Annotated in this window: 19 protein-coding genes; 13 read left to right on the forward strand and 6 right to left on the reverse strand. The window is 69.8% G+C overall.

Features of this window, described 5'->3' with window-relative positions; translation table 11 throughout:
- Nucleotides 1–5: 5 nt before the first annotated feature.
- Both ACFY2B_RS15780 and ACFY2B_RS15785 read right to left on the reverse strand, forming a co-directional pair.
- Nucleotides 6–809 carry an MIP/aquaporin family protein gene (locus tag ACFY2B_RS15780; protein ID WP_390763689.1) on the reverse strand — a complete coding sequence of 268 codons (804 nt, stop codon included), beginning with the start codon at nt 807–809 and terminating at the stop codon, nt 6–8.
- Between the two features lie 714 nt (nt 810–1,523).
- Complete coding sequence (locus ACFY2B_RS15785; RefSeq protein ID WP_390763690.1) at nt 1,524–2,288, reverse strand: IclR family transcriptional regulator; 765 nt, start codon at nt 2,286–2,288, stop codon at nt 1,524–1,526.
- A 458-nt stretch (nt 2,289–2,746) separates the two neighbouring features.
- Here ACFY2B_RS15785 and metH point away from each other — a divergent pair, with 458 nt between their 5' ends.
- From metH to ACFY2B_RS15800, 3 genes are all read left to right on the forward strand, one after another.
- Nucleotides 2,747–6,271, forward strand: coding sequence for a methionine synthase (gene metH / locus ACFY2B_RS15790; protein WP_390763691.1), 3,525 nt, complete (start codon nt 2,747–2,749; stop codon nt 6,269–6,271).
- Between the two features lie 446 nt (nt 6,272–6,717).
- Nucleotides 6,718–7,419 (forward strand): HAD family hydrolase, encoded by a 702-nt coding sequence (locus tag ACFY2B_RS15795; RefSeq protein WP_390763692.1) that lies wholly within the window; start codon nt 6,718–6,720, stop codon nt 7,417–7,419.
- 422 nt (nt 7,420–7,841) lie between these two features.
- The gene (locus ACFY2B_RS15800) at nt 7,842–9,443 is read left to right on the forward strand and encodes an ABC transporter substrate-binding protein (RefSeq protein WP_390763693.1); all 1,602 of its coding nucleotides are present in this window, start codon (nt 7,842–7,844) and stop codon (nt 9,441–9,443) included.
- Between the two features lie 143 nt (nt 9,444–9,586).
- Here the strand turns inward: ACFY2B_RS15800 and ACFY2B_RS15805 are convergent, their stop codons facing one another.
- Together ACFY2B_RS15805 and ACFY2B_RS15810 are read right to left on the reverse strand one after the other, a co-directional pair.
- Nucleotides 9,587–10,258, reverse strand: coding sequence for a response regulator transcription factor (locus tag ACFY2B_RS15805; RefSeq protein ID WP_121888237.1), 672 nt, complete (start codon nt 10,256–10,258; stop codon nt 9,587–9,589).
- 14 nt (nt 10,259–10,272) lie between these two features.
- Nucleotides 10,273–11,166 (reverse strand): RecB family exonuclease, encoded by an 894-nt coding sequence (locus ACFY2B_RS15810; protein WP_390763694.1) that lies wholly within the window; start codon nt 11,164–11,166, stop codon nt 10,273–10,275.
- 519 nt (nt 11,167–11,685) lie between these two features.
- Here ACFY2B_RS15810 and ACFY2B_RS15815 point away from each other — a divergent pair.
- The 3 genes from ACFY2B_RS15815 (at nt 11,686) to ACFY2B_RS15825 (ending at nt 15,362) form a co-directional block, all read left to right on the forward strand.
- Nucleotides 11,686–13,359 carry a site-2 protease family protein gene (locus ACFY2B_RS15815; RefSeq protein WP_390763695.1) on the forward strand — a complete coding sequence of 558 codons (1,674 nt, stop codon included), beginning with the start codon at nt 11,686–11,688 and terminating at the stop codon, nt 13,357–13,359.
- A 133-nt stretch (nt 13,360–13,492) separates the two neighbouring features.
- Nucleotides 13,493–14,395 carry a tRNA (adenine-N1)-methyltransferase gene (locus tag ACFY2B_RS15820; RefSeq protein WP_390763696.1) on the forward strand — a complete coding sequence of 301 codons (903 nt, stop codon included), beginning with the start codon at nt 13,493–13,495 and terminating at the stop codon, nt 14,393–14,395.
- Between the two features lie 397 nt (nt 14,396–14,792).
- Complete coding sequence (locus tag ACFY2B_RS15825; protein ID WP_390763697.1) at nt 14,793–15,362, forward strand: hypothetical protein; 570 nt, start codon at nt 14,793–14,795, stop codon at nt 15,360–15,362.
- A 62-nt stretch (nt 15,363–15,424) separates the two neighbouring features.
- Here the strand turns inward: ACFY2B_RS15825 and ACFY2B_RS15830 are convergent, their stop codons facing one another.
- Nucleotides 15,425–15,730: a ferredoxin gene (locus ACFY2B_RS15830; RefSeq protein ID WP_390763698.1), complete on the reverse strand. Its 306-nt coding sequence runs from the start codon at nt 15,728–15,730 to the stop codon at nt 15,425–15,427.
- Nucleotides 15,731–15,972: 242 nt separating this feature from the next.
- Between ACFY2B_RS15830 and arc the strand changes: the two genes are divergently transcribed.
- From arc to prcA, 6 genes are all read left to right on the forward strand, one after another.
- Entirely contained in the window at nt 15,973–17,739 is a 1,767-nt protein-coding gene (gene arc / locus ACFY2B_RS15835; protein WP_376525278.1) for a proteasome ATPase, read from the forward strand.
- 229 nt (nt 17,740–17,968) lie between these two features.
- Complete coding sequence (gene dop, locus ACFY2B_RS15840) at nt 17,969–19,480, forward strand: depupylase/deamidase Dop (protein ID WP_390763699.1); 1,512 nt, start codon at nt 17,969–17,971, stop codon at nt 19,478–19,480.
- Between the two features lie 188 nt (nt 19,481–19,668).
- The gene (locus tag ACFY2B_RS15845) at nt 19,669–19,887 is read left to right on the forward strand and encodes a ubiquitin-like protein Pup (RefSeq protein WP_376525275.1); all 219 of its coding nucleotides are present in this window, start codon (nt 19,669–19,671) and stop codon (nt 19,885–19,887) included.
- A 121-nt stretch (nt 19,888–20,008) separates the two neighbouring features.
- Nucleotides 20,009–20,521, forward strand: coding sequence for an endonuclease VII domain-containing protein (locus ACFY2B_RS15850; RefSeq protein WP_390763700.1), 513 nt, complete (start codon nt 20,009–20,011; stop codon nt 20,519–20,521).
- Nucleotides 20,473–21,318 (forward strand): proteasome subunit beta, encoded by an 846-nt coding sequence (gene prcB, locus ACFY2B_RS15855; RefSeq protein WP_390763701.1) that lies wholly within the window; start codon nt 20,473–20,475, stop codon nt 21,316–21,318. Before ACFY2B_RS15850 ends, prcB begins: the two co-directional genes overlap by 49 nt.
- Before the next feature lie 54 nt (nt 21,319–21,372).
- On the forward strand, nt 21,373–22,128 hold the full coding sequence (gene prcA / locus ACFY2B_RS15860; RefSeq protein ID WP_376525269.1) for a proteasome subunit alpha: 756 nt from the start codon (nt 21,373–21,375) through the stop codon (nt 22,126–22,128).
- Nucleotides 22,129–22,238: 110 nt separating this feature from the next.
- Here prcA and ACFY2B_RS15865 read toward each other — a convergent pair whose 3' ends face one another.
- On the reverse strand, nt 22,239–23,255 hold the full coding sequence (locus ACFY2B_RS15865) for a LacI family DNA-binding transcriptional regulator (RefSeq protein ID WP_390763702.1): 1,017 nt from the start codon (nt 23,253–23,255) through the stop codon (nt 22,239–22,241).
- A 130-nt stretch (nt 23,256–23,385) separates the two neighbouring features.
- Between ACFY2B_RS15865 and ACFY2B_RS15870 the strand changes: the two genes are divergently transcribed.
- Nucleotides 23,386–24,645, forward strand: a complete 1,260-nt coding sequence (locus ACFY2B_RS15870) for an MFS transporter (protein WP_390763703.1) — start codon at nt 23,386–23,388, stop codon at nt 24,643–24,645.
- Nucleotide 24,646: the final 1 nt, after the last annotated feature.

The raw sequence follows: 24,646 nt of genomic DNA on the forward strand, positions 1-24,646 counted from the left end.
TGCCTCTAAGCAAATGCGACGTTGTATATGCCTGCAGCGATGGCGCCGCCGATCAGCGGACCGGCCACCGGGATCCAGGCGTAGCCCCAGTCGGAGCCGCCCTTGTTGGGAAGGGGCAGGAGGGCGTGCACGATGCGCGGGCCGAGGTCACGGGCCGGGTTGATGGCGTAACCGGTCGGGCCGCCCAGGGACAGACCGATGGAGACGACCACCAGCGCGGTGATCAGGGCGCCGACGGTGCCGAGGCCGTTGCCCTTGTCGTTCAGGCCCTGGGTGAGGATGGCGAGGACCAGCACCAGCGTGCCGATGATCTCCGTGGCCAGGTTCTGCACCACGTTCCGGATCTCCGGACCGGTGGAGAAGATGCCCAGGACCGGACCGGCCGCGGGCTCCTCGGCCTCGACTGACTTGACCGGCGCGCTGGCCGTGTCCTGGGCGCCGGGACCGCCGACGATCTCCCGGTCGGTCAGATGGGCGTGGAACTGGCCGTAGTAGGCCACCCAGACCAGTGCGGCACCGATCATGGCGCCGAGCAGCTGACCGCCCAGGTACGTGGGGAGGTCGGCGAAGTCGTCGTTCGTGATCGCGAGAGCGAGCGACACGGCCGGGTTGAGTTGGGCGCCGGACAGCGGCGCCGAGGTGTAGACCGCCGTGAGCACCGCGAAGCCCCACCCGAAGGAGATGGCGAGCCAGCCGGCGTTGCGGGCCTTGGATGCCTTCAGCGTGACGGCGGCGCATACGCCGCCGCCGAGCAGGATGAGTATGGCGGTACCGATGGTCTCGCCGATGAAGATGTCGGAGCTGGACACCCGCGACTCCTTTGTCCTTCGTCCAGGGAAGCCGAACCCCGGGTCCCACCGGGGGTTCTGGTGCCCTCGGGGTGAGGGCGTTGCCGGCCCTTGGCGTTGCCACACTCTAGCGTGTATTGCCGGTAGCTGTTCGACAATGCCGACCGATGGACGGGAGTCTCGCTCCGGCGTCATGCGGGCGTCAAGGGGTTCGTGGCCGAAACCACCGATCGTTATCGATCGCCGCGGGCCGGGATGTCCGGGGGCGCCGATCCCCGCGAGCTGCCGATCTTCGGTTCGGGCCGGGGACTCGGCGACGCGGCGCGTGGGGCGGGAGAGCGCTGCGCTGTCCGGACGTGGCGGGGGCTGCCCGGGTGTGGTGCGGGGCTGCCCCGGTGTGGTACGGGGCTGTCCTGACGTGGTGCGGGGGCTGCTCGGACGTGGTGGCGCCCCGACGTGGCGTGGTGCTGTCCGGACGTGGCGCGGTGCTGCTCGGACGTGGACGTGGCCGAGCACCGGCCGGCCGCCCGACGCCCCGGCTCGCAACCGCCTGGCGCCGGAACCGCCTTGCGCCCGGATCGCGCGCGAGGCGCGCCCTGTGTCCGGATCGCGTGAGAACAGTCCGGCGCTCAGATCGCGTGCCAGCAGTCCTGCGCCAGGACCAGGGCGCCAGGACGCATCTACGAACAGTCCGGCGTCCGGATATCGCGCCGGAGCCCCGGCGCCGAGATCGCGTCAGAACCGCCCGGCGCCCAGATCGCGCGACACCGCGCGGGCGCAGTCACGCACCGCCGCGATCAGGTCGGGACGCAGCTCGCCGTCTCGGCACAGCCGCTCCACCGCGCCGGTGACACCGACCGCGCCCACCGGCAGCCGCCGCCGGTCGTGGATGGGCGCGGCCACGGAGGCGACGCCCTCCCAGGTCTCCTCCACGTCGGCCGCGTACCCACGCGCGCGCGTGAGGTCGAGGATGTGCTCGAAGTCCCCCAGATCGCACACCGTGCGGTCCGTGAACGCCTTGCGGTCGGCGTCCAGCGCCTCGCTGTGCGCCACCGGGTCGTACGCCGACAGCACCTTGCCCATGGCGGTGGAGTGCAGCGGCTGCATGGCCCCGATCTCCAGCACCTGCCGGCTGTCGTCGGGACGGAAGACGTGGTGCACGATCAGCACGCCCTGCTGGTGCAGGACGCCCAGGTAGGCGCTCTCGCCGCTGGAGCGGGCCAGGTCGTCCGTCCATACCAGGGCCCGCGCCCGCAACTCGTGCACGTCGAGGTACGTGGTGCCCAGGCGCAGCAGCTCGGCGCCGAGCTGGTACCGCCCCGACGCCTCGTCCTGCTCCACGAACCCCTCCTGCTGGAGGGTGCGCAGGATGCCGTGGGCGGTGCCCTTCGCGAGGCCCAGCGAGGAGGCGATGTCCGACAGACCCAGCCGTCGCTCGCCGCCCGAGAGCAGCCGCAGCATCGCGGCCGCCCGTTCGAGCGACTGGATGTTCCGTGCCATCGCCGTTCTGCCTCCGTCCCTCCGACTTGCGATCCCGGCGGTAAGCGTATCCACCGTTCGGCAATGTCGAACACTACCGGCCCATGTCGACCTCCCGCTAATGGCCGGTCGCCATCTGTTACATCCGTCTGCATCCGTCAGCATCTGTCCACGTCCGCCGTGACCCACGTGTGACCCGCCCGTGGCCGGGCCGCCCTGTGTGACCCCGCGCGCCCCCGCCACCCCACGGGCCCCGCGGGCGGCCCGGCCGAAACGGGCGCCAGGGCCACCACGCACGCCCCGGGACATGGTCCGGCCGTCACGGACGACCCGTGCGGGCCGGGCCGCCACACGTGTCCGTCCCGTGGACGTCCTGCCCATCCGAGCCCACTCCCGGTTACCCTGGCGCCGTGCGCCTTCTCCGGCCGGGCCGGGGCAGCCGCATAGCCGACAGCCGTCGCACTCCAGGGAGCCCCTACATGGCCTCGTCGCCAACGACCCCTTCCGCCGACAGCCGGACCCGTGTGTCCGCGCTCCGCGAGGCGCTCGCCACCCGGGTGGTGGTCGCCGACGGAGCGATGGGCACGATGCTCCAGGCCCAGGAGCCCACGCTCGACGACTTCCAGAATCTCGAAGGCTGCAACGAGATCCTGAACCTGACCCGGCCCGACATCGTGCGTTCGGTCCACGACGCCTACTTCGCGGTGGGCGTCGACTGCGTCGAGACCAACACGTTCGGCGCCAACCACTCGGCGCTCGGCGAGTACGACATCCCCGAGCGCGTCCACGAGCTGTCCGAGGCCGGTGCCCGGGTGGCCCGCGAGGTGGCCGACGAGTACACCGCCCGGGACGGCCGCCGGCGCTGGGTGCTGGGTTCGATGGGCCCCGGCACCAAGCTGCCCACCCTGGGACACGCCCCGTACACCACGCTCCGCGACGCCTACCAGCGCAACGCCGAGGGCCTGGTCACGGGCGGCGCGGACGCGCTGCTGGTGGAGACGACCCAGGACCTGCTGCAGACCAAGGCCGCCGTGCTCGGCGCCCGCAGCGCCATCGAGGCCCTCGGCCTGGACGTGCCGGTGATCGTCTCGGTGACGGTGGAGACCACCGGCACGATGCTGCTCGGCTCCGAGATCGGCGCCGCGCTCACCGCGCTGGAGCCGCTCGGCATCGACATGATCGGCCTCAACTGCGCCACCGGCCCCACCGAGATGAGCGAGCACCTGCGCTACCTCGCCCGGCACTCCCGCATCCCGCTGTCCTGCATGCCGAACGCGGGCCTGCCGGTGCTCGGCAAGGACGGTGCCCACTACCCGCTCAGCGCCCCGGAACTCGCCGACGCGCAGGAGACGTTCGTCCGCGAGTACGGCCTCTCGCTCGTGGGCGGCTGCTGCGGTACGACGCCGGAGCACCTGCGCCAGGTGGTCGAGCGGGTGCGGGACATGGCGCCGGCGACCCGCGAACCGCGCCCCGAGCCCGGCGCCGCCTCCCTCTACCAGAGCGTCCCCTTCCGTCAGGACACCGCGTACCTGGCCATCGGCGAGCGCACCAACGCCAACGGTTCCAAGAAGTTCCGCGAGGCCATGCTGGCGGGCCGCTGGGACGACTGCGTGGAGATGGCGCGCGATCAGATCCGCGAGGGCGCGCACATGCTCGACCTGTGCGTGGACTACGTCGGCCGGGACGGCGTCGCCGACATGGACGAACTGGCCGGCCGCTTCGCCACCGCGTCCACCCTGCCGATCGTGCTCGACTCCACCGAGGTGGACGTCATCCGGGCCGGCCTGGAGAAGCTGGGCGGCCGGGCCGTCATCAACTCCGTGAACTACGAGGACGGCGACGGACCGGAGTCCCGGTTCGCGAAGGTCACGAAGCTGGCCCGGGAGCATGGCGCCGCACTCATCGCGCTGACCATCGACGAGGAGGGCCAGGCCCGCACCCCGGAGAAGAAGGTCGAGATCGCCGAACGGCTGATCGACGACCTGACCGGGAACTGGGGCATCCACGAGAGCGACATCCTCATCGACACCCTGACCTTCACCATCTGCACCGGTCAGGAGGAGTCCCGGCGGGACGGCATCGCCACCATCGAGGCCATCCGCGAACTCAAGCGCCGCCACCCGGACGTGCAGACCACACTGGGCCTGTCGAACATCTCCTTCGGCCTCAACCCGGCCGCCCGCATCCTGCTCAACTCGGTCTTCCTCGACGAGTGCGTGAAGGCCGGCCTGGACTCGGCCATCGTGCACGCCTCGAAGATCCTGCCGATCGCCCGCTTCGACGAGGAACAGGTCACCACGGCCCTCGACCTCATCCACGACCGCCGCGCCGAGGGCTACGACCCGCTGCAGAAGCTGATGGCCCTGTTCGAGGGCGCCACCGCCAAGTCCCTCAAGGCAGGCAAGGCGGAGGAACTGGCCGCCCTGCCGCTGGAGGAACGCCTCAAGCGCCGCATCATCGACGGCGAACGCAACGGCCTGGAGCAGGACCTGGACGACGCCCTCCAGGACCGCCCCGCCCTGGACATCGTCAACGAGACCCTCCTCGACGGCATGAAGGTGGTCGGCGAGCTGTTCGGCTCCGGCCAGATGCAACTGCCGTTCGTCCTCCAGTCCGCGGAAGTGATGAAGGCCGCGGTGGCCCACCTCGAACCGCACATGGAGAAGGTCGACGACGGCCACGGGGCGGGCAAGGGCACCATCGTGCTGGCCACGGTCCGCGGCGACGTGCACGACATCGGCAAGAACCTCGTCGACATCATCCTGTCCAACAACGGCTACAACGTCGTCAACCTCGGCATCAAACAGCCGGTCTCCGCGATCCTGGAAGCGGCCGAGGAACACCGCGCGGACGTCATCGGCATGTCCGGGCTGCTGGTCAAATCCACGGTGATCATGAAGGAGAACCTGGAGGAGCTGAACCAGCGCGGCCTGGCGGCGGACTACCCGGTGATCCTCGGCGGCGCGGCCCTGACCCGGGCCTACGTCGAACAGGACCTGTACGAGCTGTACGGGGGCGAGGTCCGCTACGCCCGCGACGCGTTCGAGGGACTGCGCCTGATGGACGCCCTGATCGGCGTCAAGCGGGGTGTGCCCGGCGCGAAACTGCCGGAGCTGAAGCAGCGCCGGGTGCGCGCGGCGGCGGCCGTCGCGACCGAGGAGCGGCCCGAGGAGGGCCATGTCCGTTCGGACGTCGCCACCGACAACCCGGTGCCCACCCCGCCGTTCTGGGACACCCGCGTCATCAAGGGCATCCAGCTCAAGGAGTACGCGGGCTGGCTGGACGAGGGCGCGCTGTTCAAGGGGCAGTGGGGGCTGAAGCAGGCCCGCACCGGCGACGGGCCCACCTACGAGGAACTGGTCGAGACCGAGGGCCGGCCGCGGCTGCGCGGACTGCTGGACCGCCTCCAGACGGACAACCTCCTCGAAGCAGCCGTCGTCCACGGCTACTTCCCCTGCGTCTCCAAGGACGACGACCTGATCATCCTGGACGAACAGGGCAACGAGCGCACCCGGTTCACCTTCCCCCGCCAGCGCCGCGGCCGCCGGCTGTGCCTGGCCGACTTCTTCCGCCCGGAGGAGTCGGGGGAGACCGACGTGGTCGGCTTCCAGGTCGTCACGGTCGGCTCACGGATCGGCGAGGAGACGGCACGCCTCTTCGCGGCCGACGCCTACCGGGACTACCTCGAACTGCACGGCCTGTCCGTGCAGCTGGCGGAGGCGCTGGCCGAGTACTGGCACGCCCGGGTCCGCTCCGAACTGGGCTTCGCCGGCGAGGACCCGGCCGCCATGGAGGACATGTTCGCCCTGAAGTACCGGGGCGCCCGCTTCTCCCTCGGCTACGGCGCCTGCCCCGACCTGGAGGACCGGGCCAAGATCACTGAACTGCTGCGGCCGGAACGCATCGGCGTCCGCCTCTCGGAGGAGTTCCAGCTCCACCCCGAGCAGTCCACGGACGCGATCGTCATCCACCACCCGGAGGCCAAGTACTTCAACGCCCGGTGAGCCTCCGGGGCCCGTTGTTCCCTTCGTCCCCTTTGGCGGCGAAGGTCGCATTCCTCTTCTATGGTCGCGCGAGCTGAGGCCACGCGCTCGCCGGCGGGCGTCGCGCGGCCTCGTGCGGCCCGTGCGGCCCCTGCCGGACCGCCCGGACTGGCCGAGTCGCACGCCGGCGCCGTCGGGCCTGAGCGAGGCACCCACGGGCCTCTGCGGGTGCCTCGACGGGGACTGTGCACCTTGTGTGCGCCACCTGTGCAGATGCTGTGCCGCCGTACCGCACGGGCGGCATGGCCGCGTCGTACCTGCGCCCGCCCGGGGTGTTACCCGCGGTACCCCCAGGTGCGGTCGGTACATGAGGCGGTTCACGGGCCGGAGACGTACACTGGTCGGTCCACCGCAGGCCGGTTCCCGCATGGGAACCGGCCTGATCGTCCCTCAAGGAGGTACGCCGGATGACCGCTACGGTCCCCGCACTCGGAACCCGTTCGGCGGAAGGCTCGGCCCTGCAGGCCGTCCTCCTGGACATGGACGGCACCCTGGTGGACACCGAAGGCTTCTGGTGGGACGTCGAGGTCGAGGTCTTCAAAGGGCTCGGCCACATCCTCGACGAATCCTGGCGCCATGTCGTGGTCGGCGGCCCGATGACCCGCAGTGCCGGCTTCCTCATCGAGGCGACCGGCGCCGACATCACCCTCGCCGAACTGTCGGTGCTGCTCAACGAGGGGTTCGAGGACCGCATCGGACGCGCCCTGCCGCTCATGCCCGGCGCCGCCCGACTGCTCGCCGAACTGTACGAGCAGGAGATCCCCACCGCCCTCGTCTCCGCCTCCCACCGGCGCATCATCGACCGCGTACTGACCTTCCTCGGCCCCCAGCACTTCGGCCTGTCCGTCGCGGGCGACGAGGTCTCCCGCACCAAACCGGACCCGGAGCCGTACCTGCTCGCCGCCTCCGGGCTGGGCGTGGATCCGGCCAGATGCGCGGTCGTCGAGGACACCGTGACCGGTGTCGCGTCTGCCGAGGCCGCCGGCTGCCGCGTGGTAGCCGTACCGTCCGTCGCGCCCATCACCCCGGCCGCCCGGCGCACCGTCGTCAACTCGCTCGAAGAGGTCGATCTGGCGTTTCTACGCGGGATGATGACCGAAATGCGCTGACCGTCCACCCGGCACGCGGAACCCGCCCGGCGCGGACCCGCCGCCGTACACCGTCACCGCGATCCGAAGCGGGCCGCACGGCCGAATTCCAGGATCACCCAACCGAGTTGAGAGTGTGAGTTTCCCCACTTTCGCGGGGGTCGACATCCGGCAAGACCTGTGCGGTACACCCCCGGCGGTGCGGCGGCGGCATGACCATGTGTCCCGATTCATGAAACGCTGCACTAATCCTGCCGCTGACGGGTTTCAGCGTGTTCACACCCGGCTTCACTCCGTGATGACGCCTCAACTCCCCGACGGTGAAGCCCGGTGCGGGTCCGGTCTAACCTCATCGCGAGAACATCACCCTTACCCCCGTGATCCGCCGCGACACCCCTGCATGCCGGGTACACGGACCCGAACAGCCTTGGAGACGTTCGAGCATGAACCGCAAGACTTTGGTGCTGCCGGCCATAGCGGGCCTGCTCGCGCCGGCGCTCGCCGCGTGCGGTGGATCCGGCAGCGGAAGCGGCGGCGACGCGATCGTCGTCGGCACCACGGACCGGTTCACCGCCACCAAGGACGTTCCCGCGCCACTCGATCCCGCCTACGCGTACGACGTCGGGGCCTGGAGCGTGCTGCGGCAGACCGTACAGACCCTGATGACGCAGCCCAAGGGCGACGGCGACCCGGTCCCCGAGGCCGCCGAGAGCTGCTCCTTCACCGACAGCGGCAACGAACGCTACGTCTGCAAGCTCCGCGACGGCCTGAAGTTCGCAGGCGGTGACGCCCTCACCGCCGAGGACGTCAAGTACTCCTTCGAGCGGGCCCTGCGCATCAAGGCGGACAGCGGGGTGTTCTCCCTGCTCTCCACCATCGACACCATCGAGACCCAGGGCGACCGCGAGGTGATCTTCCACCTCAAGACCGCGGACGCGACCTTCCCGTTCAAGCTGTCCACCCCGGTCGCGGGCATCGTCAATCCCAAGGACTACGCCAAGGACAAGCTGCGCGACGGCTTCAAGGTCGACGGCTCCGGTCCCTACACGATGACCGCCGAGGTCAAGAACAACGAGATCGTCTCGACCACCTTCACCAAGAACCCCGACTACAAGGGGAGCCTGAAGGTCAACAACGAGAAGGTCGAGCTGCGTTCCTTCACCGACGCTGACGCGATGGGCAAGGCCCTCCAGAAGGGCGACGTCGACGTCATGACCCGCACCATGACGCCGGATCAGATCCGCAAGCTGGACGCCGGCACCGACGAACACATCAGCCTCGTCGAGATGGCCGGTCTGGGAATCCGCTACCTCGGCTTCAACACCGACGCGCCGACCGTGAAGAACAAGGCCGTCCGCCAGGCGATGGCCGAGATCGTCAACCGCGGCGAACTCGTCGCCAAGGTCTACGGCGACCAGGCCGAACCGCTCTACTCCCTGGTCCCCGCCGGCATCACCGGACACTCCAACTCGTTCTTCAACAAGTACGGCGAGCCCGACGTCAACAAGGCCAAGACGCTGCTCAGCCAGGCCGGCATCACCACCCCCGTGAAGCTGACCCTGCACTACACGACCGACCACTACGGCGCGGCCACCAAGCAGGAGTTCGAGGTCCTGCAGAAGCAGCTCAACGACAGCGGTCTCTTCGACGTCAACGTCAAGGGCTGGCCCTGGTCCGTCTACCAGAGCGACGAACGCAAGGGCAAGTACGACGTCTACGGCATGGGCTGGTTCCCCGACTTCCCCGACCCCGACAGCTACCTGGCGCCCTTCCTCGACAAGAACAACTTCCTCAACTCGCCGTACGCGAACCAGGAGATCATCGGCACCCTGATCCCGGAGTCCCGCCGCGAGGCCGACCGGCTCGGTGCCGCCCAGACCCTGACCCGCATCCAGGACATCGTCGCCGACGAAGTCCCCCTCCTCCCGCTGTGGCAGGGCAAGGAGTACGTCGCCGCACGCGACAACATCACGGGCGCCGCCTACGCCATCAACTCCGCTTCCTCGCTGCAACTGTGGGAGCTGGGCCGCGGCGTCAGCGGCTGACCCCGCACCCGGCGGTCCGCAGCCGCGAGAACCGCGGCCCGGGAACAGACAGGAGGGCGCCCCCTCGACGAGAAGGGGGCGCCCTCGGGTCTGTCCGCGGCCGGCCCGGCCGCGGACGTCCGGCCCGCGGCGGCCGTCGGCTGTCACTGGGCGCCGGGACGCACCAACCCGCTCTCGTACGCGTACACCGCCGCCTGCACCCGGTCCCGCAGGCCCAGCTTGGTCAGCACGTGCCCGACATGCGTCTTCACGGTGGTCTCGCTGACGAACAGGTCGGCGGCGATCTCGGCGTTCGACAGGCCGCGCGCCACCAGCTTCAGCACCTCGACCTCCCGCTCGGTGAGCGTGTGCAGCGTGTCCGGCACCGGCTCCTCGCCCGACGGCAGATGCGTCGCGTACTTGTCCAGCAGCCGACGCGTGATGCTCGGCGCCAGCATGGCCTCACCGGCCGCCACCACCCGGATCGCCTGCACCAGCTCATTGGCGGGCGCGTCCTTCAGCAGGAAACCGCTCGCCCCGGCCCGCAACGCCTCCACCACGTACTCGTCCAGGTCGAACGTGGTCAGCACGAGCACCTTCGCCGGGCCGTCACGACCCGGACCGGAGATCTGCCGGGTCGCCTCCACCCCGTCCATCCGCGGCATGCGAATGTCCATCAGCACCACGTCGGGCTGCAGGGCACGCACCTGGTCGAGGGCCTGGAGGCCGTCTCCGGCCTCACCCACGACCGCGATGTCCTGCTCCGCCTCCAGGATCATCCGGAATCCGGTGCGCAGCAGCGGCTGGTCGTCGACCAATAGGACGCGGATGGCCACGTAAGTCTCCTTCGCTAGTCCGGCCCCATTCTGCCCTGCGGGACCTCCCCGGACTCGGCCGCCCTCACCGGCAGCGGATAGGGCGGGGGAGTGCCGCCGAACTCCGGACAGTGCGCCTGGTGGTCGCACCAGCCGCACAGCCGGGTCGGACGCGGCCGCCAGTCACCGGTCTCCGTGGCCCGCCCGATCGCGTCCCACAGGGCCAGCAGCTTGCGCTCGACCCGTTCGAGGTCGGCGGGCACGGGGTCGTACGTCAGCACGTCGCCACTGCCCAGATAGACCAGCTGGAGCCGACGCGGCACCACCTGCTTCAGCCGCCAGACGACCAGGGCGTAGAACTTCATCTGGAACAGCGCGCCCTCGGCGTACTCCGGTCTCGGCGCCTTGCCCGTCTTGTAGTCGACGATCCGCACCTCACCCGTCGGCGCCACGTCGACCCGGTCGATGATCCCGCGCAGCCGCAGCCCCGACTCCAGCTCGGTCTCGACGAACAGTTCCCGCTCGGCGGGTTCCAACCGGGTCGGATCCTCCAGCGTGAACCAGCGCTCCACCAGCCGCTCCGCCTCACCGAGCCAGCGCGCGAGCCGCTCGCCCTCCGGATCGTCCGCGAACAACTCCACGACCTCGGGCCTCGTCTCCCGCAGCCGGTCCCACTGGCCGGGGATCAGCGACTTGGCGCGGGGCGCCGTCCGCTCCACGGCGGGCGCGTCGAAGAGCCGCTCCAGCACCGCGTGCACCAAGGTGCCCCGGGTCGCCGCCTCGCTCGGCTTCTCCGGCAGCCGGTCGATCACCCGGAACCGGTACAGCAGCGGGCACTGCATGAAGTCGCCGGCCCGGGAGGGCGACAAGGTCTCGGGCGCACCGGCCGCGGGCCGGGCCGGCACCGTCGCATCAGCCGGAGCGGGCACGTCGGCCGCCCCGGCTCCACCCGCCGCCCCGGCTCCGGCCACCGTCCCGGCTCTGTCACCCGCACCGGCTGCATCACCGGCACCGGCTGCCTCAGCCGCAGCGGCGGCATCACTGGCACCGGCAGCCTCAGTTACATCACCCGTACCGGCCGTACCAGCTGTTTCAGGCGTACCTGCCGCACTGTCCGTATCGCCCGTACCGGCCGTGCCCGTCCCACCCGCCGCGAGGGCGTCCGCCGCGTCGGCCCGGCCGGTCACCTCCGCCGCTGCCGACGGGACCAGTGGATCCCCCGATGCCACGTCCTCGCAACGGGACTCCGTGGCACCCTCGATGCTGCTGTCCATGACCACAGACCATACGTGCCGCCACTGACAGTGACCCGCCGCGCCGCCCGCCCGCACAACCTCGGGGCGAACACGAGGGGTGCCGGGGCGGAACGTGTGACGACGGCCGCATACCATCGACCAGAGACCCTTCCGCCCCGGCAGGCGCGGAAACGCTTCGAACGAGGGGACACCGTGGACGTGAGCGGCGGGAGCGGGCAGCCGCGGTCCGGCACCGAAGGGCCGACCGAGCGCCCCGCAGGTCCTACGGCCCCGAGTAGCGGCGACGACGGCGCCGGGACCACCGGGACCACCGGGCCCGCCGGAACCACCGGATCCGCCCGGAACCCCGACAAGCCCGCGGAACCGGGGCCGACGCAGACGCCACCACCCCCGACGCAGCCCCCCGGAACTCCTGCTCCCGGTTCCGCCGGGACCACCCGTTCCGGCGAGCGGCCGGGCCCGACCGAGAAGACGCCGGCGGAAAAGACGCCGACGGAGAACGCAGACCCCACCGGCACGCCCGGACGGACGCAGGCACCCGAGCCCACCCGCACCCCCGAACCCGCGCACAGGGCCGGGCAGCGGCCCGACGGCAAGGACACCCCGCCCCCCGCCCCCGGGCCCACCGCGGACCGTCACGGACCCGCCGGTGACCCCTCCCGCGCTCACGCCGGTTCCGGCATCGGCAAGGGACCGGCCCCGCAGCGGCGCAAGGACCCCGGCGGCGGACTGCTCATGGGCCGCCCCTTCGGGGTACCCGTGTACGTGGCGCCCAGCTGGTTCCTCGTCGCCGCACTGATCACCTGGGTGTTCGGCGGCCAGCTCGACCGTGTCCTGCCGGACCTGGGCGCCGCCCGCTACCTGGTGTCCCTCTTCTTCGCGGTCGCCTTCTACGCCTCCGTCCTCGTCCACGAACTCGCCCACACCGTCGCCGCCGTCCGCTTCAAGCTCCCGGTCCGCCGCATCCAGCTCCAGTTCTTCGGCGGCGTCTCCGAGATCGAGAAGGAAGCCGAGACCCCCGGACGGGAGTTCGTCCTCGCCTTCGTCGGACCGCTGCTCTCCCTCGTTCTCGCGGGAGTGTTCTACCTGGCCATGCAGCCCGTCGAACCCGGCACCGTGCCCGGCGTCCTGCTGGCCGGCCTGATGGTCTCCAACCTCATCGTCGCCGCCTTCAACCTCCTGCCCGGCCTCCCCCTCGACGGCGGCCGGATGCTCCGCGCCGTCGTCTGGAAGATCACCGGCAGGCCCATGAGCGGCACCGTGGCCGCCGCCTGGGTCGGCCGCGCCCTCGCCATCTCCGTCCTGATCGGCCTGCCGCTGCTCAACCAGTCCGGCGCCCTCGGCTCCGGCTCCCAGGACATCAGCGGCATGGACACCGTCACCGACGCCCTGCTCGCCGCCATCCTCGCGGCGATCATCTGGACCGGCGCCGGCAACAGCCTGCGCATGGCCCGGCTGCGCGAGCACCTGCCGGAGCTGCGGGCCCGTGCCCTCACCCGGCGTGCGGTCCCGGTGGAGACCGACACCCCGCTGTCCGAGGCACTGCGCCGCGCCAACTCCGCCGGCGCCCGCGCCCTCGTCGTCGTCGACGCCAACGGCGCCCCCCTCTCCCTGGTCCGCGAAGCCGCCATCGTCGGCGTACCCGAACACCGCCGCCCCTGGGTCGCCGTCAGCGGCCTCGCCCAGGAACTCACCGACGGCATGCGCGTCTCCGCGGAACTGGCGGGCGAGGACCTGCTGGACGTCCTGCGGGCCACCCCGGCGACCGAATACCTGGTGGTGGAGGAGACGGGCGAGATCTACGGCGTGCTGTCCGCAGCGGACGTGGAACGGGCCTTCGTCAGGGCCATGGCACGACCCGCCTGAAAATCGCCCCCCAGGGCCCGCGGAACCGCACCTCGGCCACCGCACCGCCCGCACCCGCGCTCGCACCGCGGGCGGCCGTCCCCGCCGCCGTCCGCGGGCCCGAGCCCGCCCCCGGGCCCGGTAGGCTGGTCACATGTCCGAACCGACCGGTGCCGCCCGCAGACGCGGGCCCTTCAAGGTCGGGGACCAGGTACAGCTGACCGACCCCAAGGGTCGCCACTACACGTTCACGCTCGAAGCCGGGAAGAACTTCCACACCCACAAGGGTTCCTTCCCGCACGACGAACTGATCGGTGCCCCCGAGGGCAGCGTTGTCCGCACCACCGGCAACGTCGCCTACCTCGCGCTGCGCCCCCTGCTCCCCGACTATGTCCTGTCCATGCCCCGCGGGGCGGCCGTCGTCTACCCGAAGGACGCGGGACAGATCCTCGCCTTCGCCGACATCTTCCCCGGCGCCCGCGTCGTGGAGGCCGGCGTCGGCTCCGGCTCGCTCAGCAGCTTCCTGCTGCGGGCCATCGGCGACCAGGGCATGCTGCACTCCTACGAGCGACGCGAGGACTTCGCCGACATCGCCCGGCAGAACGTGGAACGCTACTTCGGCGGCCCGCACCCGGCCTGGCAGCTCACCGTCGGCGACCTCCAGGACAACCTGTCCGACACCGAGGTCGACCGCGTCATCCTCGACATGCTCGCCCCCTGGGAATGCCTGGAGGCCGTCTCCAAGGCACTCGTGCCCGGCGGCATCCTGTGCTGCTACGTCGCCACCACGACCCAGCTCGCCCGGACCGTCGAGTCCATCCGCGAGATCGGCAGCTTCAACGAGCCGACCGCCTGGGAGACGATGATCCGCAACTGGCACATCGAGGGCCTCGCCGTCCGCCCCGACCACCGGATGATCGGCCACACCGGCTTCCTGCTCACCGCCCGCCGCCTCGCCGACGGCGTCGAGCCGCCCATGCGTCGCCGCCGCCCCGCCAAGGGCGCCTACGGCGAGGACTACGCGGGACCCAACGCCGACGGCGGCCCCGGCCGCTGACACCCCACCCGACCGACAACACGACGGCGCCGGGGGGGGGGGGGGGCCCGCCCCCCCCCCCCCCCCCCCCCCCCCCCCCCCCCCCCGCGCCCCACCCCCCCCCCCCCCCCCACCCCGCCCCCCCCCCCCCCCCCCCCCCCCCCCCCCCCCCCCGCCCCCCCCCCCCCCCCCCCCCCCGGGGGGGGGGGCGGCCCCCCCCCCCCCCCCCCCCCCCCCCCCCCCCCCCGGCGCCCGCACGTTGAGAAGAAAGCGACCCCGAGCACGTCGGCATCCGTGCCCGGCCACCCGCGGGACGAGCACCCCACGGGAATCCCGACCCCGCCGTTCCCCCGTCCTGTGACGTGTGGCACCATGCTGGCCACCCCCACCGGCACAGCCCTCACAGGAGACACTCCTAGTGCAATCCGCCGTCCCGGAACTCGCACACACCCACACCCGTCCCATCCACTGGGTGGCCACCGCTGCCGCCGTCGCCGGTGTCGTGGCCCTCTCCTCGCTGCTCCAGCCCGGCTCGGCCAAGGCGGCCCAGGCCACCGACGGCCGCCGGCCGGACCCCGCGGCCACCGCGCCCAGTACCGCGGGCGTCGCCTTCCCCGTCCAGTGCGGTCCCGTGAAAGCCCTCGTGAAACAGAAAGCCGGCGGAGACCTCGACGGCGACGGCCGCCCCGAGACGGTCGCCGTGGTGCACTGCGACGCCCCCATGGGCACCCCGCCCGACGGGGTGTACGTCCTCACCCAGGGCGAGAAGGACAAGCACCCCCGTGTCGTCGCCACGCTCGTCGACCCCAAGGACCGGATCACCGTCACCGACTTCGCCGTGCGGTTCGGCGCGGTCACCGCGACCCTGCTCGGCTACTCCACGTCCGACGTGCCGAGTTGCTGCCCGGATGTGAAGACGCCCGCCAAGTGGCAGTGGAACGGCAGCGCGTTCATACGCTCCACCCCGGCGGGTTCCCACAGCGTATGAAAACCACCGCTACGGTGGGAATGTGAGAAATCAGACAATCGTCACGCGGGGTGGCAGTCCAGTCACTCCGCGTCGGGTCCGTACACCTCGACCCCGTCCGAAATCCGACGCACATGGATGCACTCGCCCGGACACTCCCGCGCCGAGTCCGCCACATCCACGACGAGCGGCAACGGCACCCCGGCCACAGCCCCCTTGGCCGACAACAGCTCGCCCCCGGCGCCTCTCACGTAGGCCAGACCGTCGATGTCCAGCTCGAACACCTCAGGCGCGTACTGGACGCAGATCCCGTCCCCCGTACACAGATCCTGATCGATCCAGACCTCCAGCGCCTCACCGTCGCCTTGGGTCTCCTGCAACACGGTCACCTCACCTACCCTTGACGAAAGAGCCGACGGGAATCCGGCCAGCTCTGGCGGGTGTTGAACCCCTCGACCCTACCGCCGGCCGCTTCCCCATCATGTTCGCTGGGTATTCCCCTGGCGTGAGGGAGAGCGCAAGGGTGAAGATCGGACACTCCTTGACAGTCTTTGTGATCTAGGGGTTTCAATCGACACCCACCCAGGTAGGGTCTGGAAGCGTCCAGCTCCCCTTGGAGGAGGTGAGGACCGTGGCAGCCCACGACGACGACATGAACCGCGGCATCCGCCCGGGACGAGGGTCCGACGACCCTGCCGGACAGATCGCCTACCTTGAGCAGGAGATCGCCGTCCTGCGACGCAAGCTCGCCGACTCTCCGCGACACACGAGGATTCTCGAAGAGCGGATCGTCGAGCTGCAGACCAACCTGGCCGGCGTGTCCGCACAGAACGAGCGACTCGCCAACACACTCCGCGAGGCCCGCGACCAAATCGTGGCCCTCAAGGAAGAGGTCGACCGGCTCGCCCAGCCGCCGGCCGGCTTCGGCGTCTTCCTGCAGGCCAACGAGGACAGCACCGCCGACATCTTCACCGGAGGCCGCAAACTCCGCGTGAACGTCAGCCCCAGCGTCGACCTCGACGTCCTGCGGCGCGGCCAGGAAGTAATGCTCAACGAAGCGCTCAACGTGGTCGAGGCCATGGAATTCGAGCGCGTCGGGGACATCGTCACCCTCAAGGAAGTCCTTGAGGACGGCGAACGCGCCCTGGTGCTCGGGCACACCGACGAGGAACGGGTGGTACGGCTCGCCGAGCCGCTGCTGGACGTCACCCTCCGCCCCGGCGACGCCCTCCTGCTCGAACCCCGCTCCGGCTATGTGTACGAGGTCGTTCCCAAGAGCGAGGTCGAAGAACTCGTCCTCGAAGAGGTACCCGACATCGGCTACGAGCAGATCGGCGGCCTCGGCAACCAGATCGAAGCCATCCGGGACGCGGTCGAGCTGCCCTACCTCTACCCCGACCTCTTCAAAGAGCACGAGCTGCGCCCGCCCAAGGGCGTCCTGCTCTACGGACCCCCCGGATGCGGAAAGACACTCATCGCCAAAGCCGTCGCGAATTCGCTGGCCAAGAAGGTCGCCGAAGTCACCGGCCAGGCCGCAGGCAAGAGCTTCTTCCTGAACATCAAGGGCCCCGAACTGCTCAACAAGTACGTCGGCGAAACCGAGCGGCAGATCCGCCTCGTCTTCCAGCGCGCACGGGAGAAGGCCAGCGAAGGCACCCCCGTGATCGTCTTCTTCGACGAGATGGAATCGCTCTTCCGTACCCGTGGCTCCGGCGTCAGCTCGGACGTGGAGAACACCATCGTCCCCCAGCTGCTCGCCGAGATCGACGGCGTAGAGGGCCTGCAGAACGTCGTGGTGATCGGCGCCTCCAACCGCGAGGACATGATCGACCCCGCCATCCTGCGGCCCGGCCGCCTCGACGTGAAGATCAAGATCGAGCGTCCGGACGCCGAAGCAGCCAAGGACATCTTCCAGAAGTACCTCACCGAACGCCTGCCGCTGCACGCGGACGACCTCGGCGAACACGGCGGCGACAAGGCCACCACGGTCCAGAGCATGATCCAGACCGCGGTCGAGCACATGTACGCCGAATCCGAGGAGAACCGCTTCCTGGAGGTCACCTACGCCAACGGTGACAAGGAAGTCCTCTACTTCAAGGACTTCAACTCCGGCGCCATGATCGAGAACATCGTCGGCCGCGCCAAGAAAATGGCGATCAAGGAATTCCTCGACCAGAAGCAGAAGGGCCTCAGGGTCTCCCACCTCCTCCAGGCGTGCGTGGACGAGTTCAAGGAGAATGAGGACCTACCCAACACCACCAACCCGGACGACTGGGCCCGAATCTCCGGCAAGAAGGGTGAAAGGATCGTCTACATCCGCACCCTCATCACCGGAAAGCAAGGCGCAGACACCGGGCGTTCCATCGATACGGTGGCAAACACCGGACAGTACCTGTAAAAAGACAGGCGGCTGCGGGTGCCCCCACCGGGTACCCGCAGCCGTCCGTTTTCCCGGCCACGCCGGAACAGGCAAAGATACAAATGATCTCCCCACCAGCGCAAAGGCGTTCTAGGCTCTTTTTACCGCCGAGTCGCGCAGTGCGGGGACGGGCACCGCACACGCACCGGAGCGCCAGCGGGTATAGCGGTGCCCACGACCGAGGGTGCCGCCGGGCAAGGAGGGCCGCATGACCGTACGGCGAGTAATGGGCATCGAGACGGAGTACGGCATCTCCGTCCCCGGCCACCCCAACGCCAATGCCATGCTCACCTCGTCCCAGATCGTCAACGCCTACGCGGCCGCGATGCACCGGGCCCGCCGGGCCCGCTGGGACTTCGAGGAAGAAAACCCGCTGCGGGACGCACGAGGATTCGACCTCGCCCGCGAAGCTGCCGACGCCAGCCAGCTCACCGACGAGGACATCGGCCTCGCCAACGTGATCCTCACCAACGGAGCACGCCTCTACGTCGACCACGCACACCCCGAATACAGCGCACCCGAGGTGACCAACCCACGCGACGCCGTCCTCTGGGACAAAGCCGGCGAACGGATCATGGCAGAAGCCGCGGAACGCGCCGCCCAGCTCCCCGGCGCCCAGCCCATCCACCTCTACAAGAACAACACCGACAACAAAGGCGCCTCCTACGGCACGCACGAGAACTACCTGATGAAACGGGAAACCCCGTTCTCCGACATCGTGCGCCACCTCACGCCCTTCTTCGTCTCCCGCCCGGTCATCGCCGGAGCCGGCCGCGTCGGCATCGGCCAGGACGGCCACGAACACGGCTTCCAGCTCAGCCAGCGCGCCGACTACTTCGAAGTCGAGGTCGGCCTCGAAACCACCCTCAAACGCCCCATCATCAACACCCGCGACGAACCCCACGCCGACGCCGAAAAATACCGGCGCCTGCACGTGATCATCGGCGACGCCAACCTCTCCGAAATCTCCACCTACCTCAAACTCGGCACCACCGCCCTGGTCCTCTCCATGATCGAAGACGGCTTCATCGCCGTCGACCTGGCCGTCGACCAGCCCGTACGCACCCTCCACCAGGTCTCCCACGACCCCACACTCAAGCGACTCGTCACCCTCCGCAGCGGCCGGACACTCACCGCCGTCCAGCTCCAGATGGAGTACTACGAACTCGCACGCAAATACGTGGAGGAACGCCACGGAGCCGACGCCGACGACCAGACCAGGGACGTCCTCACCCGCTGGGAGGACACCCTCAACCGGCTGGAGAACGACCCCATGAGCCTCGCCGGCGAACTCGACTGGGTCGCCAAACGCGAACTCATGGAGGGCTACCGCCGCCGCGACGGCCTGGACTGGGACGCCGCCCGGCTGCACCTGGTCGACCTCCAGTACGCCGACGTACGCGCCGAGAAGGGCCTCTACAACCGCCTGGTGGACCGCGGGCGCATGAAGCGGCTCCTGACCGAGACCGAGGTCGACCGGGCCCGCAGGAAGCCGCCGGAGGACACGCGGGCCTACTTCCGCGGCCGGTGCCTGGAGCAGTACGCGGACGACGTCGCCGCCGCCTCCTGGGACTCAGTGATCTTCGACCTGCCCGGCCGGGACTCCCTGCAACGCGTTCCAACCCTCGAACCGCTTCGCGGAACGCGAAATCACGTCAAGGAACTGCTGGACCGCTGCCGCACGGCAGAAGACCTGGTCAGGGTCCTCTCCGGCGGCTGACCGGGCCGGCGGCCCACACCGGGCGGCGGGGTGGAAATCCCGGCGTCCGGGAATCATCGAGGTGGCCCCCGTACGTTGGAGAAACTGCGGGGCCGATGTCGGACCCGGCTTGTAGGGTCTGATCATCACCGATCGGCAGGAATGCCGACCTGTCGACCATGTCGGGCGAATTGAGCGGGGTGAGGGTTATGGCAACCAAGGACACCGGCGGCGGCCAGCAGAAGGCCACGCGCAACACCGAGGAGGTCGAGGAGCAGGCGCAGGACGCGCAGGCATCCGACGACCTCAAGGAACGCCACGAGAAGCTGAGCGACGACGTGGACTCCGTTCTTGACGAAATTGACGATGTACTCGAGGAGAACGCCGAGGATTTCGTGAGGTCCTTCGTTCAGAAGGGCGGAGAGTGATTTCACCTTTGATTCGAAGGTGATCCGGGGTAATTCAAGAGTGGGCGACGAGTTGGGGTCCAGGCGCTGTTCACGGTGCAGGCAAGATCTGCCGCGCTCTGCGTTCGCAAGTAACAAGGCCATGGCCGACGGCCTCCAGGCGTACTGCCGTGAGTGCTCTGCCGAGTACTACCGGCAGCGCCAGGAGGCCAAGGGGAAGCAGGTTCGCGAGAAGGCTTCGGTGCCCCCGGGGCACAAGCGATGTCCGCAGTGCGCAGAGGTGAAGCCGCACTCCGCCTGGGAGCGGAACAGGTCGTCCTCGGACGGTTGGGCCAGCTATTGCCGTGCATGCCGGGCGGAGCGGAATCGCGTCAGCTACTTCAAGCGCAAGTATGGGCTTACACCGGCAGAGCTGGACACGCTGGTGGCTGAACAGCAAGGCGTCTGCTGTATATGTCTGTCGGCTCCGCCCGCACACGTGGATCACTGTCACGAGACGGGTAGGGTCCGTGGCGTACTGTGCTTCAGCTGCAACGCTGCACTGGGGCAGTTCAAGGATCAGCCCGAGGTCATGAGGCGGGCTGCTGCATACGTGGAAGGAAACGCGTGGAAGCCAACACTCGTATCACCGGGCGTCTACCAGCTGCCTTCCTGACGCCCGGGTCCTCGTCGTTCATGGACTTTCTCGGCGATCACCAGCCGGAGCTGCTGCCCGGCAAGCGGCAGCTGCCGCCGACGCAGGGGGTGATCGAGGCGCCGCACGGGACGACGATCGTCGCGGTGACCTTCCCCGGTGGTGTGGTGCTGGCCGGTGACCGCCGGGCCACGATGGGCAATGTGATCGCTCAGCGTGACATCGAGAAGGTCTTTCCCACCGACGAGTACTCGGCCGTCGGTATCGCCGGTACGGCCGGTCTGGCCGTCGAGATGGTCAAGCTCTTCCAGCTGGAGCTGGAGCACTTCGAGAAGGTCGAGGGCGCTCAGCTGTCGTTGGAGGGCAAGGCGAACCGGCTGTCGACCATGATCCGGTCCAATCTCGGCATGGCCATGCAGGGTCTGGCCGTGGTCCCGCTGTTCGCGGGTTATGACGTGGACCGTGAGAAGGGCCGCATCTTCTCCTACGACGTCACGGGTGGCCGTTCCGAGGAGCACGGCTATGCGTCGACGGGTTCCGGTTCGGTCTTCGCGCGGGGTGCGATGAAGAAGCTGTTCCGTGACGATCTGACCGAGGAGCAGGCCACCACCCTCGTGGTGCAGGCCCTGTACGACGCGGCAGACGACGACTCGGCGACCGGTGGTCCCGATGTCGCCCGCCGGATCTACCCGATCGTCACCGTGATCACCGAGGACGGTTTCCGCCGGCTCACGGAGGACGAGTCCTCCGTGGTCGCCCGCTCGGTGCTGGAGCGGCGTCTGGAGCAGCCGGACGGCCCGCGGGCCGCGCTGCTGTAGCCGTGGTTTTTGCAAGGTGATCCAGTGACTTCGACAGAAAGGGACGGATAACCGGTGTCGACGCCGTTCTATGTCTCACCTCAGCAGGCGATGGCCGACCGGGCGGAGTACGCCCGCAAGGGCATCGCTCGTGGCCGCAGCCTGGTTGTGCTGCAGTACGCCGACGGCATCGTGTTCGTCGGGGAGAACCCGTCCCGTGCGCTGCACAAGTTCAGCGAGATCTATGACCGGATCGGTTTCGCGGCCGCCGGTAAGTACAACGAGTACGAGAATCTTCGTATCGGTGGTGTGCGCTACGCGGATCTGCGTGGGTACACGTACGACCGGGATGATGTGACCGCGCGTGGTCTGGCCAATGTCTATGCGCAGACGTTGGGCACGATCTTCTCCAGTGCGGCTGAGAAGCCGTACGAGGTGGAGCTGGTCGTGGCGGAGGTCGGGGAGACTCCGGAGGGTGATCAGATCTATCGGTTGCCGCATGACGGTTCGATCGTGGATGAGCACGGTTCGGTCGCGGTGGGCGGCAATGCGGAGCAGATCGGTAGTTTCCTGGATCAGCGGCATCGTGACGGCATGAGCTTGGCGGAGGCGCTGAAGCTGGCCGTGCAGGCGCTGTCCCGTGACACGAACGGCAGTGAGCGGGAGATTCCGGCGGAGCGTCTGGAGGTGGCCGTGCTGGACCGTACGCGGCCGCAGCAGCGCAAGTTCAAGCGGATCGGTGGCGGGCAGTTGTCGCGTCTGCTGGAGGCGGACGGTGCCGCCACGGAGGCGGAGAGCGCCGAGGAGGCGGACGGCGACGGGAAGAAGTAGCTCGCGCCCGTCCTGTTGCTCGCTCACGCGCCCTGGCCCGCTCTGCCGGCCGGGGCGCGGTGTGTTCGGCCCGGGGGAGGCCCGGGGGAGTTCTGGGGGCGGGGTGGCTGTCAGGTGGGTCCGGGTGGGGCTGTGGAGCCGCGTACCACCAGGTGGACGGGGATGTCGGTGCGGTCGGGTTCGCGGTCGTCCAGGACGGCCAGGAGGGCTTGCATGCCGCGTTCGCCGAAGAGTTCCGCGTCGAGTCGCACGGTGGTCAGTTCGGGATCGATGGCGGTGGCGAGGGCGAGGTCGTCGATGCCGGTGACGGAGACGTCGCTGGGGACGCGCAGGCCGTGACGGCGTAGCGCTTTGTAGGCGCCCGCGGCGAGTTTGTCGTCGTCGCAGACGAGGGCGGTGGGGCGGGGGCCGGGGGTGGCGAGGGCGGTCTCGGTGGCGGTTGTGGCGTCCTCGATGGAGAGGGGTGCGCGGATGGTCCGTACGTCGGTTCCGGGGACGGTTGCGGTGCGGGCGGCGAGTTCGCGTGCGCGTACGTCGAAGGTCCAGGAGGGTACGTCGGCGGCGAGGTGGAGGAAGCGGCGGTGTCCGAGGCCGAGCAGGTGGTCGGCGATCTGGCGGGTGCCGTCGGCGATGTCGAGGTTGACCGTCGCGGCGCCGAGGCTGCCTTCGGGGTCGCTGTCGAGCATGACGAGGGGTAGTTGGTCGCCGCGGATGGCGGTGAGGGCGTCGGCGGCCATGGAGGAGGCGATGACGCCGTCGAGGGCGGCTTGTGCGGAGGCGAAGGGGTTGCGGGCGGGGCCGATGCCTTCGGGGGAGGGGTAGAGGACCACGCCGAAGCCGTGCTGGGCGGCGATGCGGGCTGCTCCTGTGTAGACGCCGGCGAAGAATTCGGTGGTGAGGGCGGGGACGACGAGGAGCACGGTGCGGGTGTGGCCGAGGCGGAGGTTGCGGGCGGCGAGGTTGGGCCGGTAGCCGAGTCGGTGGGCGGCGTCGCGCACGCGCTGGGCGGTGGCGGGAGAGACCCGGCCGTGCCATTTGTCGCCGAGGACGAGGGAGACGGCTGCCTGGGAGACGCCGGCGGCCTGGGCGACGTCGCGGCTGGTGGGGCGGGTGCTGCTGCGGGGCACCGTGGGTGCGCTCCTCTTGGGCTGGTCGTCTGGACGGGTGAACAGCGCACATGGTACGTATGACGGCGGACGTTATACGTAACACTTGGCTGTGTGGGCGCAGCTCGGGCGAACCGTTGGAGGGCAGGGGATGGCCGCGGGGTACCTGGAGATCCTGAGGGCGAGACACGCGGCCAGGCTGCTGGCCGGCACGCTGGTGGGCCGGCTGCCGAATGCCACGGCGGCGATCGCGCTGGTGCTGTTCGTGCGTGCGGAGGGTGGGACCTACAGCCTGGCGGGTGTGCTGGCGGCGGTCTACGGGGTGGCCAATGCCGTCGGGCAGCCGGTTCTGGGGCGGCTGGTCGATCTGCGCGGGCAGCCTCGGGTCCAGTTGCCGGCGGCGGTGTTGTCGGCGGCGTCGATGGCGGTGTTCGCCCTCTGCGGCCTGGATTCGCTGCCCCTGGCGTACGGGGCGGTGGCGGCCGCGGGGTTGTTCACGCCGCCTCTGGAGGGCGGGTTGCGTGCCCTGTGGCCCTCGGTGCTGCGTCGCGAGGAGCAGGTGCATACGGCGTATGCGATGGACGCGGTCGCCCAGGAGGTCATGTTCACGGTCGGTCCGCTGCTGGTCACGCTCTGCGTGTCGGCGTGGTCGGAGCGGGCGGCGGTGCTGGTGGTGAACGCGCTGGGGGTGCTCGGGGCGCTGTCGGTGGTGGTGTCGCCGCCGTCGCGTGCGTGGCGTTCCGCGCCGCGCGCGGCGCACTGGCTGGGTGCGCTGCGGTCGCCGGGGCTGCTGGTGCTGCTCGGCGCGTTCTTGTTCGTGGGGGTGGCGCTCGGCTCGATCACGGTGGCTTCGGTGTCCTATGCCGACGGTCACGGCGGGGATGCGGTGTACGGCTGGCTGATGGCGGGCCTGGGGCTCGGTGCGCTGGTCGGGGGCACGGTGTACGGGGCGCGGCAGTGGGGCGGTGTGCCGGAGCGGCGGCTGCGGGTGCTGGTGGCGTTTCTGGCGGTGTGTTATCTGCCGTTGACGCTGATGCCGGGTGCGGTGGCGATGGTGTCGCTCACGGTGGTGGCGGGGGTGTTTCTCGCGCCGTGTCTGGCGTGTGCGTTCGTCATCGTCGACCGGCATGCGCCGAGCGGTACGGTCACCGAGGCGTTCTCCTGGCTTGTGACGACGTTCACAGTGGGTTCTTCGGTGGGAACGGGGGTGGCGGGTCCGGTGGTGGAGGCCGGTGGTGCGCTGTGGGGGTTCGTGGTGCCGGGGGGCGCGGGGGCCGTGTCCTTGCTGGTTCTGCTGGCGGGTGGACGGGTCCTCGCAGCTCCCGCTGGGGGAGGGGTGGTTGCGTCGGCTTCGGAAAATGATCCAAATCGTGCTGTCGAACCTCGTTTCAGCTCGGGGGATCGGGCGTAAT

The organism is Streptomyces sp. NPDC001270 (assembly GCF_042896695.1).
In the GTDB taxonomy this organism is placed as follows: domain Bacteria; phylum Actinomycetota; class Actinomycetes; order Streptomycetales; family Streptomycetaceae; genus Streptomyces.